Here is a 13,590-nt window from a genome sequence, read left to right on the forward strand (position 1 = left end):
CGTCGTCCCGGGCCCGCGCCCGGGGTGCCCATCGTCCCCGAGCGCGCGTTTCCCCGCGGCCGGACGGCGGTAGCTCTCCCGGGTGGAGCTGCTGTGCACCGACCGGCTGCGACTGCGGGCCTGGACCACCGCGCCCGCCGACCTCGACCGGCTGGCCGACGTCTACGGCCGCGACGAGGTGACCCGCTGGCTCGGTGGTCCGCCCACCGTGCCGCCCGCGGAGCTGGTCGAGCGCTGGCGGCTCGTGCACGAGCTGAACCCGGTGCACGGCTGCTGGGCCCTCGACCGGCTCGACGGCGGGCCACCGGCGGGCACGGTGCTGCTCAAGCCGTTGCCCAACGGGGTCGGGGAGGTCGAGGTCGGCTGGCACCTGCACCCGGACAGCTGGGGCCACGGCTATGCCACCGAGGCCGCGCGGGCGGTCGTCGACCGGGCCTTCGACGAGGGGCTGCTGGAGGTCTACGCCGTGGTCCGGCCGGGCAACGAGCCCTCGCTGGCGGTGTGCCGGCGGCTGGGGATGCAGCCGCTGGGCCGCACCTCCCACTGGTACGGGACGGAGCTGGAGTCCTTCCGGCTCGAGGCGCCGACGGCCTGAGGAGGACGCCGTGGACTGGTTCTCCGACCCGGGCGCCTGGGCCGGCCGGCTGCTGTTCACCCGCGGCCTGGCGCTGGTCTACCTGCTGGCCTTCGTCGCCGCACTGCGGCAGGCTCCGGCGCTGATCGGCACCCACGGCCTGACGCCCGTGCCCCGGTTCCTGCGCGCCACGTCCTGGCGCACCGCGCCGAGCCTGTTCCGACTGCGGTTCTCCGACCGGCTGCTGAGCGCCGTCTGCTGGACCGGGATCGTCCTGTCGGCCGCGACGCTCGCCGGTTTCGCCGACCGGCTGCCCATCGCCGGGTGGATGGCGCTGTGGGCGGTGCTGTGGGCGCTCTACCTGTCGATCGTCAACGTCGGGCAGATCTGGTACGGCTTCGGCTGGGAGTCGCTGCTGCTCGAAGCCGGGTTCCTCGCCGTCTTCCTGGGGCCGGCGCACGTCGCGCCCCCCACGTTGGGCATCTGGCTGCTGCGCTGGCTGCTGTTCCGGCTCGAGTTCGGCGCCGGGCTGATCAAGATGCGCGGCGACCGGTGCTGGCGCGACCTGACCTGCCTGGCCTACCACCACGAGACCCAGCCGATGCCCAACCCGCTGAGCTGGTGGTTCCACCGGCTCAGCCCGCGGTTGCACAAGGTGGAGACGCTGGCGAACCACGGCACCCAGCTGGTGGTCGTGTGGGGCCTGCTGCTGCCCCAGCCGATCTGCGGGATCGCGGCCGCCGTCATGGTGGTCACCCAGGGCTACCTGTTGATCAGCGGCAACTTCGCCTGGCTCAACGCGCTCACCCTGGTCCTCGGCCTGTCGCTGCTCGACGGGCGGTGGCTGCCGTTCGACCGGCCCGCGGAGCTGTCGTCGCCCACCTGGTTCACCGTGGTCGGCATCGTCGTGGCCGCCGGGGTGGCGGTGTTGAGCATCGGCCCGGTGCGCAACCTGCTCTCGCCCCAGCAGCAGATGAACACCAGCTTCGACCCGTTCCGGCTGGTCAACAGCTACGGGGCGTTCGGGTCGGTCAGCAAGGTGCGCCGTGAGCTGGTCGTCGAGGCCACCGATTCCCTCGGACCGGACGCCGAGTGGCGGGAGTACGAGTTCCGCGGCAAGCCCGGCGACGTGCACCGCCGCCCGCCGCAGTGGGCGCCCTATCACCTGAGGCTGGACTGGCTGATGTGGTTCGTGGCGCTCTCACCGGCCTACGGCCGGACCTGGCTGGTGCCGTTCCTGGGCAGGCTGCTGGCCGCGGACCCGGCCACGCTGCGGCTGCTCCGGTCCGCGCCGTTCGGCAGCGACCGGCCGGCCGCCGTCCGGGTGCTGGTCTACCGCTACCGGTTCACCACCCGCGCCGAGCGGCGGGCGACCGGCGCGTTCTGGCACCGCACCCACGAACGGGAGCTGGTCGGCCCGCTCACCCCCGATGACGTCGGCCAGCGGGTGCGCTGAGCGCCCGTCAGCGGCGGGTCAGCCGGGTGCGGACCCGGGCCACCCGCCCCACCTTCGGGACGACGACCCGGTGGCCGGCGGCGTTCCGGTCGTCCAGCACCGCGGCCACCTCCGGGGTCGGGGCGGTGCCCCCCAGGTGCGCGGGCAGCCACCAGCGGTCGTCGGCGCCGGCGGGCTGGTCGGGGTAGGTGCGCTGTGCCTCCTCGACCAGGGTCTCGATCGCCGCCTTGGTGCGACGGAGCACGGCCTGCACCTTCTCCCCCGGCTCGGGCACGATCGGCTCGCCGATGATCACGGTGACCGGCACGTCCCGGCGGAACCGGACCTTCTGCCGCTTCGTGGCGATCCGCTGACCGCCCCAGACGGCTGCCGGCAGGATCGGCACGCCCGCGTCGACGGCCATCCGGGCTGCGCCGGCCTTGAGCTGCTTGACGACGAACGAGCTGCTGATGGTGGCCTCGGGGAAGACGCCGATGACGTGGCCGTCCTTCAGCGACGCCACGGCCGCCTCGAAGGCGGCGGTGCCGGCCGCGCGGTCGACCGGGATGTGCTGCATGGCGCGCATGAACGGGCCGGAGAACCAGTGGCCGAACACCGAGGCCTTGGCCATGAACCGGACCAGCCGGTGCTGGGGCAGCGCAGCCAGCCCGAGGAAGGTGAAGTCCAGGAAGCTGACGTGGTTGCTGCAGATGATCGCGCCCCCGCTGGTGGGCACGTGCTCCTGGCCGCGGACGTCGAACCGGAAGCGGAAGAGCCGGAAGACGATCAACGCGACCCGGATGACGAATCGGTACGGGCGGTCGCGCGGGTCCGGGTGCGCGCCGAACAGGTCGCGGCGGACGACGTCACCCCAGCTGGCCGTGTACATGACAGCGGACCCTAGCCAACGCCGCAGGTGGCCGTGCCGTGCGTCCTCCAGCTGACATTCGAGGCGGCGCCTGACCCGTCGCCTCGGTTGGTTGGAGCGGTCTTTGTCTTTCCTGTGCATTGACGATGTGGTTTGTTAGGGATAACGGTGCAAGTGTCCGGGGCGGCTGCGAAGAGGGGTTCGACGCAGTCGCCGACCAGGACATCGGCAGATCTGCTCACCATCCGACCCTCCCTCGGCCGACCGGTGAGCTGGGCACGAGGCGCTGCCGCCGCCCGGCTGGGCGACTCGACGGTGGCCGTGCGCAGGCGGTGTCCCCTGTGGTGGAGCAGCCGGCCTGGCCAGCCCACGCACGCCCCCGCCCTCGGCCGGCGTTCGGCCCCTGCCCTGCCGCCCACGCCCCGGGCGTCGTCCTGCGAGTCCGAGGGCCCGTCGACGCCTCAGAGCCCCCTGGCCTCAGAGCCCCTGACCTCAGAGCCCCTGACCTCAGAGCCCCTGACCTCAGAGCCCCTGACCTCAGAGCCCCTGACCTCAGAGCCCTTGGGGTCCAAGTCCCTGACAGCCGGTCCCCGCTCGTGGCGGCCGAACGATGGGAGGTGGCGGTTGCTGCGTCGGCGCCCGTAGGGCGCCGCTGTGCGACGCGACCACCGGTGTGATGGGTCCCTGTTGTTGTGCATAACGGCGCAGAAGGGCTTGTTCGTGGGCGTTCTCCCCGAGTCGACTCACTCATGCCGGCGGACCAGCCGGAACGGGTCGGGGTCCTCTCCTGCCTCATCGCGGCTGGTCCGCCTCTGTCGATGTGACGCTTCGCCGACGACTGCCCTGCGTTCGACCTCCCGGCAGCTGACTGACCGGCCCCGGGACCCTCACTCCCCCGCGCTCGTCTTGGGGTCCCGACCCGGCGGCGCCTTCCCCACTCGGCGGCGGACGACCCGGGAGCCGCTCCCCCGTCGTTGCTCGGTCTTCCCTACCGCGTTCGCGGCGGACAGTTGGGGATAACGGACAACCGAAGCGGCGAGGCGATCAGGTGCGCCGCGGATGTCGACCGGTCCGTGACCGCAGGAGCGGGTACGGCTGTCGTCGTCCCGTGTCGTACGGGCTCTGCGGCGGCTCGCTGATCGCGAGCGTGCCACCCCTCGGACCCGTGGAAGACCAGCGACCCCGGTGCGAGGTGCTCAGTGGTCGGTCCGCCACCCACTCCCCCGGCGAGCGGTCTGCGCCGGCGTGTATCGGGCCGGTAGTTGGGGATAACGGTATGATGGAGGCATGACCGAGGGCTTCCACCCTGCACTGCCGGACATGCCGTCGCCGCCGGCTGTCCGCGGCTGGAACCGGCTGCGTGCGCCGCTGGGCTACCAGGACCAGTGGCGGCGGCTGATGGAGGTCGCACTCGAGCTCGACCTCGGCCCCGACGACCTGGCGCACGCCGGTCTGGAGCCCCTGGCGGCGGCCCGTGACTGGAAACCGGCCACCGTGGCGCTCTACACGAAGGTGGCCCGCTACGGCGGTCTGCAGATGCCCCAGCCGCGCACCCCGGAGCCGGACCCGGTGACCCTGGACCTGCGCGAGCTGACCCGCGTCCGGGGTGAGGCGCCCGAGCACCTGCGCACCGTCGCCTGGTGCGCCATCGCACTCGGCTGGCCGGGCACGGTCGGGCAGTTCCGCTCGCTGCGCCGCGAGCAGGTGCAGGCGACCACCCGCCGGCTGCTGGTGTCCACCGACGACGGCGACTGGGCGGTGCCCGGTGCGCTCACCGCCTGGCACGCCTGGGAGGAGGTGCGCAACCGCTTCCCGGCGCTGGAGGCCAGTCCCTGGGTACTGCCGGCGCTGCGGCGCGGGCCGGGCCCCACGTCGCACGTGGGCGGGCAGTTGTCCACGCAGGCCCTCCAGGTCACCTTCACCAAGCACGCCGTCCGGACCGCGCTGCAGCTGCAGGCCTCGGCCGCCCCCTCGCAGACCGCGACGGCGGAGTCGCTGGCCACCCACTACGCGCGGCTGTCCTACGACTCCTACCGGCGGCTGGTGCTCAGCAGCGGCGTGGAGCCGGTGGCGCCCCGGGGGGCCGTGCGGGCCGAGCGCGCCGTGCGGCGGGCGGCCCGGGAAGCCCGGGAGTCCGACTGAGGCCTCAGCACAGCGACAGCTGCTCCGGCTCCTCGTGCACCACCGGCGTGACCGGTGCGCGATCGGGCAGGCTGCCGGCCGGGAAGGACGCCGCCGAGTCCCCCGGCAGGCCGAGCGTGCCGTCCGCGCCGATGCCGCGCGCCGCTCCCCCGCTCGCCCGGTCCAGGCCGTGGGCGGCGAGCAGCGGCGCGACCCGGGCGGCCAGCCACGAGCGGTACTCGGCGGGCACGTAGGCGCCCCGGCCGTAGAGCTGCTTGTAGCGACCGACCAGGCCGGGGTGCTCGCGGGCCAGCCAGCTGGTGAACCACTCGCGGGCGCCGGGGCGCAGGTGCAGCGGGACGACGGTCACCCCGGTGGCGCCGGCGGCGGCGATGGCCCCGATCGCGGCCGCCAGGTGCTCCCGTGAGTCGGTGAGCCCGGGCAGGACCGGGGCGAGGAAGACCCCGCACGGCAGCCCGGCGTCGGTGATAGCCCGCACGAGCTCCAGCCGGGCGCGGGGCGTGGGCACGCCGGGCTCCAGGGCGTGGTGCAGGTCGTCGTCCCAGATGGCCATCGACACCCCCATGCCGATGGGGACGTCGCGGGAGGCGGCGGCCAGCCGGGGCACGTCACGCCGGGCCAGCGTGCCCTTGGTGAGGACGGAGAACGGCGTGCCGGAGCGGGCCAGGGCATCGATGACGCCGGGCATCAGCTGGTACCGGCCCTCGGCGCGCTGGTAGGGGTCGGTGTTGGTGCCCAGCGCGACGTGCTCCCGCTTCCAGGACGGACGGGCCAGTTCCCGGCGCAGGACGTCGACGAGGTTGGTCTTGACCACGATCTGCTGGTCGAAGTCGGCGCCGCTGTCCAGCTCCAGCCACTCGTGCGTCCCCCGGGCAAAGCAGTTGTGGCTGACCACGCCGTTGGCGATGAAGTCTCCGGTGCCGGTGGTGATGTCGAACATCGGCATCTCCAGGCCCAGGTCCGCGATCGAGGTCACGCGGAGATCGGCGTCGCTCTTGATGGCAGTGCCCTGGACCTGACACTTCCGCCGGATCGCCGGGTCGACCAGATGGAGAAAGCGGAGGTGCTCGCGCAGCCCACCGCGCAGCCGGACGTCACACAGGCCGTTCGGCCGTCCGCGGTCCTCGAGGACGGTGCCGAACCCGAAGGTCGCGAAACACTGCCGGACGCGAGTGAGGATCTCGGGATCGGTGTTCGTGATGCGCAAGACGTGCCTGCTCCGGCTGCCCTCGGCATCGAAGACCCCCGCGAGGAAGCCGCGCTGCCAGGCGGCGCTCGGGCGCTCTGGCCACGCCACCAGGTCGACGATCGCGGCGACGGCAGCTGCCGACGACGTTCGGATGCCGCTCAGGGCGCGACGTCGCTCGGTCGCCGGGGAGAACTCGAACCAGTCGGTCTCGACGCCGGCTTGCGCCAGGTGGTCCTGCGATCGCCGCAGCCCTTCGACGTCCGTGAGCGCCAACCGGAACCGGTGTTGGTCCCCGTGGACCCGTCCGGCCCGCTGGTACCTGTAGACCTCCAGGTGGGCGTCACCCCGGACCATGCCCGACAGATAGCCCGTCCGGTAATCAGCACAGACGGGCGTCGTCGGAGCCGACTTCCCGAAGCCCAGCATCGTGTCGTTGGTGGTCAGGTGCGGCCGCTGGTCGGCGCCGGAGGTCGCACCTGTCACGTGTTTCCACCCGCGGCCGGTGAGGAAGCGGTGGTCACCGCTGGCGACGAGCGTCGTCCCGTCGGCCAGGGTGACCCGATGAGCCGGCTTGACCGTCGACCAGTGCGCCAGCACCTCGGTCTCGACGTAGAAGCGGTAGTTCCCTCGCTTCTCGGTGCCGATGATCCGGTCGCCCACCCGCAGATCGGCGATCCGCACCTGACGGCCGTCGGCCATGAGCACGTTCGTGTCGCCGCCCAGGCAGTAGACACACGCATGACTGCATCCCCGGTAGGGGTTGATCGTGTGACCGAACGGCATCGCCGAGTCCTTGGGGACGGCGTTGAGCGCGCTCTTGGCCCGCACCTCGTGGAACGTCAGGCCGGGGAACTCCGGCACCTGCACGCTGCGCAGCAACCCGCGGACGTCGGGCAGCCCGGGCAGCGTCGTGGGCTCGTCGAGGTCGAGCCGTTGGGCGTCCCAGCGCATGCACCCATCCGAACACATGTTCGAACCCCTGTCGAGCGCCAGCTCGACGGCCCCCTCGCGGGGGCCCGCCACGAGCCTGCGAGTGGTGCGGGGCGAGGGGGTCCTCTCAGACCGGCGGCCGGTTCTCGTAGGCGGTCGAGAGCACCACCGTCGTCCGGGTGCTGACGTTGGCCACGGCGCGGATCTCGTGCAGCAGCGCCTCGAGCGCGTCGGGGCCGGCCACCCGCACCTTGAGGATGTAGCTCTCCACCCCCGCGACCGCGTGGCAGGCCTCGACCGCCGGGAGGTGTGCGAGCAGGGCCGGGGCGTCGTCGGGGTGGCCCACGTCGATGGGCGTGATGGAGACGAACGCGGTCAGCGGCAGGCCCAGCGCCCGGGCGTCGACCTGGGCGGCGTAGCCGGTGATCAGCCCACGCTGCTCCAGCCGGCGCACCCGCTGGTGCACCGCGGAGACCGACAGCCCGACGAGCTCGGCCAGCTCGGTGTAGCTGGCCCGCCCGTCCCGGCTCAGCGCGGCCAGCAGCGCCCGGTCGACGTCGGGTGCCGCCGGCTGGCCGCCGGGCTCAGGCGCCGAGCTCGACGAGGCCACGGGGACGGTTGTTGAGGACGCGGACGCCGTCGTCGGTGCAGACCACGATGTCCTCGATCCGGGCGCCGTAGCGCCCTTCGAGGTAGATGCCGGGCTCGACGGAGAAGGCCATGCCCGGCTCCAGCGGCAGGTCGTTGCCGGCCACGACGTAGGGCGCCTCGTGGGTGTCCAGACCGATGCCGTGCCCGGTGCGGTGCACGAAGTGCTCGCCGTACCCGGCCTTGGTGATGACCTCGCGGGCCGCGGCGTCGACCTGGGCGCAGGTCACCCCCGGGCGGACGGCGGCGACCGCGGCCGCCTGGGCGCGCTCCAGGACGGCGAACCACTCCTTGAGCCCCCGGGCGGCCATCCCGCCGACGATGTAGGTGCGGGTGCAGTCGGAGCGGTAGCCGCTGGCGGTGCGCCCACCGATGTCGACCACCACCAGGTCGCCGGCCTCGATGACCCGGTCGGAGAGCTCGTGGTGCGGGCTGGCCCCGTTCGGTCCCGAGGCGATGATGGTGAAGTCCACGGCCACGTGGCCCTCGGCGAGGATCGCGGCGGCGACGTCGGCGCCCACCTCGGCCTCGGTGCGCCCGGGACGCAGCCACTCCTCCATCCGGGCGTGCACGCGGTCGATGGCCGCACCCGCGGCGGCCAGCTCGTCGACCTCGGCCGGGGTCTTGACCATCCGCAGCCGGTCGATGACCGGGCTCGCCAGCTCCAGCACCGAGCCGGGCAGCGCCTGCTGGACGCCCAGGGCGTGCTCGGCCCAGGTGCGCGAGCCCACGGCGACCCGGGTGGGGGCCGCACCCAGGCGGACGGTGACCGCGGCGGCCAGCACGGCGAAGGCGTCGTCCGTCTCGTCCCAGGCCAGCAGCTCCAGGCCCAGCGCGCCGGCGGGCGAGGCGCCCACCATCGGCGCCTCCAGCCGTGGCACCACCAGCAGGGGCTCGCCCCGGCGCGGCACGACCAGCGCGGTCAGCCGCTCCATGGCGTGGGCGTCGTAGCCGATGAGGTAGCGCAGGTCGGCGCCGGGGGTGACGATCAGGACGTCGATGCCGAGCTCGTCGGCCACGGCGCGGGCGGCGTGCACCCGGTCGACCGACACCAGGGGGGACGAGGGAGCGGGGGTGGCGGACACGTCGGCAGACTAGCCAGCCGATGTGACGACCACCGCCGCCCGTGTTCGTCCCGTTACCGTCCCCGCGTGACCACGATGCTGCTGGACGCGGCGAGCCTGTACTACCGCGCTTTTTACGGGGTGCCCACGACCGTCACCGGCCCGCACGGGCGCCCGGTGAACGCCGTCCGGGGCTTCCTGGACATGACCGCCCGGCTGGTCGTCGCCCACGCACCCGCCCGCCTGGTGGCCTGCTGGGACGACGACTGGCGGCCGGCGTTCCGGGTGGCGGCCCTGCCCACCTACAAGGCGCACCGGGTCGCCCCCGAGGGCGGGGAGGAGACCCCGGAGGAGCTCGCCCCCCAGGTGCCGGTGCTGGTCGACGTCCTGGCCGCGGCGGGGCTGGCCCGGGTCGGCGCGCCCGGGTACGAGGCCGACGACGTCATCGGCACGCTGGCCACCCGGGCCCGCGGCCCGGTCGACGTGGTGACCGGCGACCGGGACCTCTTCCAGCTGGTGGACGACGACCGCGGGGTGCGCATCCTGTACACCGCCCGCGGCATCAACGACCTGGACTTCGTCGACGAGGCCGCGGTGGCCGACCGCTACGGGATCCCCGGCCGCAGCTACGCCGACTTCGCCGTCCTGCGCGGTGACCCCAGCGACGGGCTGCCCGGGGTGTCCGGGGTGGGCGCGAAGACCGCGGCCGCGCTGATCAACGAGTTCGGCTCGCTGGCCGGCATCCGTGCCGCCGTCGCCCGCACCGTGGTGCCGAAGGCGCCGCTCACCGCCGCGGTGCTGAAGAAGCTGCAGGCGGCCGGGGACTACCTGGACGCCGCACCGGAGGTGGTCGCCGTCGTCACCGGCATCGACCTGCCCCCGGTGGACGGCGCCCTGCCGCGGCACCCCGCCGACCCCGACGCGCTCGCCGCGCTGGCCGCCGAGCACGGTCTGGAGTCCTCGGTGCGCCGGCTGGGCGCGGCGCTGGACTGGCCGCAGGACTGAGCGCGGCAGCAGGTCAGCGCGGCGCCCAGGTGTAGGCGCCCTCGTCGTCGGTGAGCGTGAGGGTCACGGTGACCCGCTCGTCCTCGGCGGTGCGGCCCTGGCACCGGTAGCTGCGGCCGACCTCGACGGTCATCTCCTCGTCGCAGCGCAGCTCCAGCGCCACGCCCTCCAGCTCCTCGAACTGCTCGGCGACGTCGCGCTGCACGGCATCGGGGTCCAGCCGGGTGCCGCCGAGGCCGGAGCCCTGGGCGACCCCGGCGACGACCAGGGCCACGAGGGCGAGGAGCCCGACCAGCAGCGCCAGCCGTCGCTGCGGGCGTCGGCCGGCGGGCTCGGGCGGCTGCCCCCAGCCGGCCGGCGGCTGGCCGGGGAACGGACCGTGGGCCTGCTGCCCGTACTGGCCGGGCTGCCCGTGCTGCGGCTGGCCGTACTGGCCGTACTGGCCGTACTGGCCGTACTGCGGCTGGCCGTACTGGGCGGGCGGGTACTGCTGCGGCTGCCCGTAGTGGGGCGGCTGGCCGTACGCGGGTGGGCCCTGCTGCTGCCCGTACCGAGGGGGCTGCCCGTACTGCGGCGGCGGGTACTGCGGGTGCTGCCCGTACTGCTGGGGCGGCAGGCCCTGCTGCTGCCCGTACGGCGAGGGCTGCCCGTACGGCTGCTGGCCGTACTGCGGTGAGGGCGGGCCCCAGCCCGGTGCCGCCGCCCGGTCGGTGGGACCGGCCGGCTCACCGTGGGCCTGCTGCCCGGGCTCGTCGGGTTCCCGGTCCCACGGCGTCCAGTCGGGCCGGTCCCGGTCCTGCGGCGGCTGGCTCATCGTCGCTCCTCGTCCTGGGCCCGGCCCCGCTGCGGGGCGCGCGCGGCGATCGTGCCCTACCCGGTGACCGAGGCCGACACGACCCCGCGCCGCACCCGGCCCACCGCCGACCGGGCGATGCCGGCCAGCGGCTCGTCGGCGATCTTGGCCAGCTGGTCGAGGAGGTCGATGAGCTGGCGGGCCCAGCGGACGAAGTCCCCACCGGACAGCTCGGTGCCGGCTGCCTCGGCGCCGGCGAGGACCCGGTCGAGGGTCTGCCCGTCGGCCCAGCGGTAGGCCGCCCACACGAAGCCGAGGTCCAGCTCGCGGGTGACCGGCACCCCGTGGTCCCGCTCGACGTCGGCGAGCCGCTCGTGCACCCGGCGCATCTCCGCCAGCGCCGCGGTGACCTTGCCGGCCGGCACCGACGGCTGGGCGACGGTGTCCCGGCGGGCCTCGAACACCAGCGCGGACACCACCCCGGCCAGCTCGGCGGGGGTGAGCCCGCGGAAGGCGCCGGCGCGCAGGCACTCGGCGGTGAGCAGGTCGGTCTCCGACCAGATCCGGCCCAGCCGCCGTCCGGCGTCGGTCACCAGCTCGGGGTGCTCGTCGGCGTCCGGGGAGGTGGCCGGGGGCTCGGGGGCGAGGTAGCCCAGCTCGGTGAGGACGTCGCAGGTGCGGTCGAACTGCGCGGTCAGCGAGCCGGTGCGCTCGGCGATCTGGCGGCGCAGCTGCTCGGCCTCGCGCAGCACCCGCAGCCAGCGGTCGGCGGCGCGCACCCGCTCCTCCCGGTCGGGCAGCCCGTGCACCGGGTGGGCGCGCAGCGCGTGCCGCAGGTCGGTCAGCACCGGGTCGTCGTCGGCGCCGGAGCGACCCCGGGTCCGGCGGGCGCCCAGGTCGTTCTCGGTGCGGGCGTTGCGCAGGGTGGAGGCCAGGTCGCGGCGGGCGTGCGGGCTGCGGTGGTTGAAGTTCTTGGGCACCCGCACCCGGGTCAGCGCGGTCACCGGGGTCGGGAAGTCGGTCGAGCCCAGCCGGCCGGCCCACTTGTCCTCGGTGAGCACCAGCGGGTGGGGGTCGGCCAGCTCGGTCAGGCCCGGGTCCAGCACGACGGCCAGGCCCTGCCGGCGTCCGCTGGGCACCCGGATGACGTCCCCGGCCCGCAGCGCCGCCAGGGACTCGGCGGCGTCGGCGCGGCGCTTGGCCTGGGAGTCCCGGGACAGCGCCTTCTCCCGCTGGGAGATCTCGCTGCGCAGCTTCGCGTAGCCGGCCACGTCGAACACGGCGTCGGTCAGGCCGCCGCGCACCTCGGCCTCCAGCTTGGCGGCGTCCTCCTCGTGCCGGGCCGCCGACCGGGCCAGTCCGACGACGGAGCGGTCGGCCTGGAACTGGGCGAAGGAGGAGGCGAGCAGCTCCCGGGCGTGCTCCCGGCCGAAGGCACCGACCAGGTTGACGGCCATGTTGTAGCTGGGCCGGAACGACGAGCGCAGCGGGTAGGTGCGGGTGCTGGCGAGCCCGGCGACGACGGCCGGGTCGACCCCGGGGCCCCAGACGACGACGGCGTGCCCCTCGACGTCGATGCCGCGGCGCCCGGCCCGGCCGGTGAGCTGGGTGTACTCCCCCGGCGTCACGTCGGCGTGGGCCTCGCCGTTCCACTTGACCAGCCGCTCGAGGACGACGGTGCGGGCGGGCATGTTGATGCCCAGGGCGAGGGTCTCGGTGGCGAACACCGCCTTGACCAGGCCGCGGACGAAGCACTCCTCGACGGTCTCCTTGAACGCGGGCACCAGGCCGGCGTGGTGGGCGGCGAACCCGGCGAGCAGCCCCTCGCGCCACTCCCAGAAGCCGAGCACGTGCAGGTCCTCGTCGGGCAGCGCCCCGGTGCGCCGGTCGATGATCTCGGCGATGGCGGCGCGCTCGCTCTCGTCGGTGAGCCGCAGCCCCGAGGCCAGGCACTGGTGCACCGCGGCGTCGCAGCCGTTGCGGCTGAACACGAAGGTGATCGCCGGCAGCAGCCCGGAGCGGTCCAGCCGCTCGATGACGTCGGGCCGGGAGGGCGGTGAGTAGCGCGGCTTGGACCCGAAGCCGTTGCGGCCGGTGCCCCCGCCCCCGTGCCAGGAGTCGAAGCGCCGCTCCTGCTCGTGGACGTAGCGCACCAGCTCCGGGTCGACCACGGCCCGGCCGCGCTCGCGGGTGGACAGCCCGCGCGGGGTCTGCTCCCACTCCCCGGCGTGCGCTGCCGGGCGCAGGGCGAACAGGTCGAACACCCGCCCGCCGACGAGCATGTGCTGCCACAGCGGGATCGGGCGCACCTCGCTGACCACCACGCGGGTGTCGCCGCGCACGGTGACCAGCCAGTCGGCGAACTCCTCGGCGTTGCTCACCGTCGCCGACAGCGACACCAGCCGGACGTGCTCGGGCAGGTGGATGATCACCTCCTCCCAGACCGCGCCGCGGAACCGGTCGGCGAGGTAGTGCACCTCGTCCATGACCACGTAGCCCAGGTCGGTCAGCGCCGGGGAGTCGACGTAGAGCATGTTGCGCAGCACCTCGGTGGTCATCACGACCACCGGCGCATCGCCGTTGATGGCGTTGTCACCGGTCAGCAGGCCCACCCGGTCGGCCCCGTAGCGCTCGCACAGGTCGCTGTACTTCTGGTTCGACAGCGCCTTGATCGGCGTCGTGTAGAAGGCCTTGCGGCCCTCCTGGAGGGCCTTGTGGACGGCGAACTCCCCGACCACGGTCTTCCCCGCACCCGTGGGGGCGCAGACGAGCACGCCGGAGCCCTCCTCCAGCGCCTCGCACGCCTCGACCTGGAAGGGGTCCAGGGAGAAGCCGAGCTCGGCGGTGAAGTCCGACAGGGTGGGGTGTGCGGAACGGCGGCGGGCAGCCGCGTACCGCTCGGCCGGGCTGGACATGCCCCCACGTTAGGCGCTCTCCGCTTT

Annotated in this window: 10 protein-coding genes; 4 read left to right on the forward strand and 6 right to left on the reverse strand. The window is 74.1% G+C overall.

Annotated elements, in window-relative coordinates; translation table 11 throughout:
* The first annotated feature begins 82 nt into the window (after positions 1-82).
* Positions 83-595: a GNAT family N-acetyltransferase gene (locus O2W14_RS08780; protein WP_269175700.1), complete on the forward strand. Its 513-nt coding sequence runs from the start codon at positions 83-85 to the stop codon at positions 593-595.
* Positions 596-605: 10 nt separating this feature from the next.
* Positions 606-2,030, forward strand: a complete 1,425-nt coding sequence (locus O2W14_RS08785) for a lipase maturation factor family protein (protein WP_269175701.1) — start codon at positions 606-608, stop codon at positions 2,028-2,030.
* A 7-nt stretch (positions 2,031-2,037) separates the two neighbouring features.
* On the opposite strand, the gene O2W14_RS08790 is transcribed toward O2W14_RS08785, so the two are convergent.
* Complete coding sequence (locus O2W14_RS08790) at positions 2,038-2,898, reverse strand: lysophospholipid acyltransferase family protein (RefSeq protein WP_269175702.1); 861 nt, start codon at positions 2,896-2,898, stop codon at positions 2,038-2,040.
* Positions 2,899-4,164: 1,266 nt separating this feature from the next.
* Here O2W14_RS08790 and O2W14_RS08795 point away from each other — a divergent pair.
* Entirely contained in the window at positions 4,165-5,019 is an 855-nt protein-coding gene (locus tag O2W14_RS08795; protein WP_269175703.1) for a hypothetical protein, read from the forward strand.
* A 4-nt stretch (positions 5,020-5,023) separates the two neighbouring features.
* Here O2W14_RS08795 and O2W14_RS08800 read toward each other — a convergent pair whose 3' ends face one another.
* The 3 genes from O2W14_RS08800 to O2W14_RS08810 form a co-directional block, all read right to left on the reverse strand.
* On the reverse strand, positions 5,024-7,159 hold the full coding sequence (locus O2W14_RS08800) for an intein-containing Rv2578c family radical SAM protein (protein ID WP_269175704.1): 2,136 nt from the start codon (positions 7,157-7,159) through the stop codon (positions 5,024-5,026).
* 106 nt (positions 7,160-7,265) lie between these two features.
* Positions 7,266-7,748, reverse strand: a complete 483-nt coding sequence (locus tag O2W14_RS08805; RefSeq protein ID WP_269175705.1) for an Lrp/AsnC family transcriptional regulator — start codon at positions 7,746-7,748, stop codon at positions 7,266-7,268.
* Positions 7,723-8,871 carry a M24 family metallopeptidase gene (locus tag O2W14_RS08810; protein ID WP_269175706.1) on the reverse strand — a complete coding sequence of 383 codons (1,149 nt, stop codon included), beginning with the start codon at positions 8,869-8,871 and terminating at the stop codon, positions 7,723-7,725. The genes O2W14_RS08805 and O2W14_RS08810 overlap by 26 nt, the downstream gene beginning before the upstream one ends.
* Before the next feature lie 75 nt (positions 8,872-8,946).
* Here O2W14_RS08810 and O2W14_RS08815 point away from each other — a divergent pair, with 75 nt between their 5' ends.
* The gene (locus tag O2W14_RS08815; RefSeq protein WP_269176169.1) at positions 8,947-9,855 is read left to right on the forward strand and encodes a 5'-3' exonuclease; all 909 of its coding nucleotides are present in this window, start codon (positions 8,947-8,949) and stop codon (positions 9,853-9,855) included.
* Between the two features lie 13 nt (positions 9,856-9,868).
* Here the strand turns inward: O2W14_RS08815 and O2W14_RS08820 are convergent, their stop codons facing one another.
* Both O2W14_RS08820 and O2W14_RS08825 read right to left on the reverse strand, forming a co-directional pair.
* Entirely contained in the window at positions 9,869-10,669 is an 801-nt protein-coding gene (locus O2W14_RS08820) for a DUF4333 domain-containing protein (protein ID WP_269175707.1), read from the reverse strand.
* Between the two features lie 56 nt (positions 10,670-10,725).
* Positions 10,726-13,563 (reverse strand): DEAD/DEAH box helicase, encoded by a 2,838-nt coding sequence (locus O2W14_RS08825; protein WP_269175708.1) that lies wholly within the window; start codon positions 13,561-13,563, stop codon positions 10,726-10,728.
* Between the last annotated feature and the right edge of the window lie 27 nt (positions 13,564-13,590).

Source organism: Modestobacter sp. VKM Ac-2986, from assembly GCF_026967795.1.
GTDB lineage: Bacteria > Actinomycetota > Actinomycetes > Mycobacteriales > Geodermatophilaceae > Modestobacter.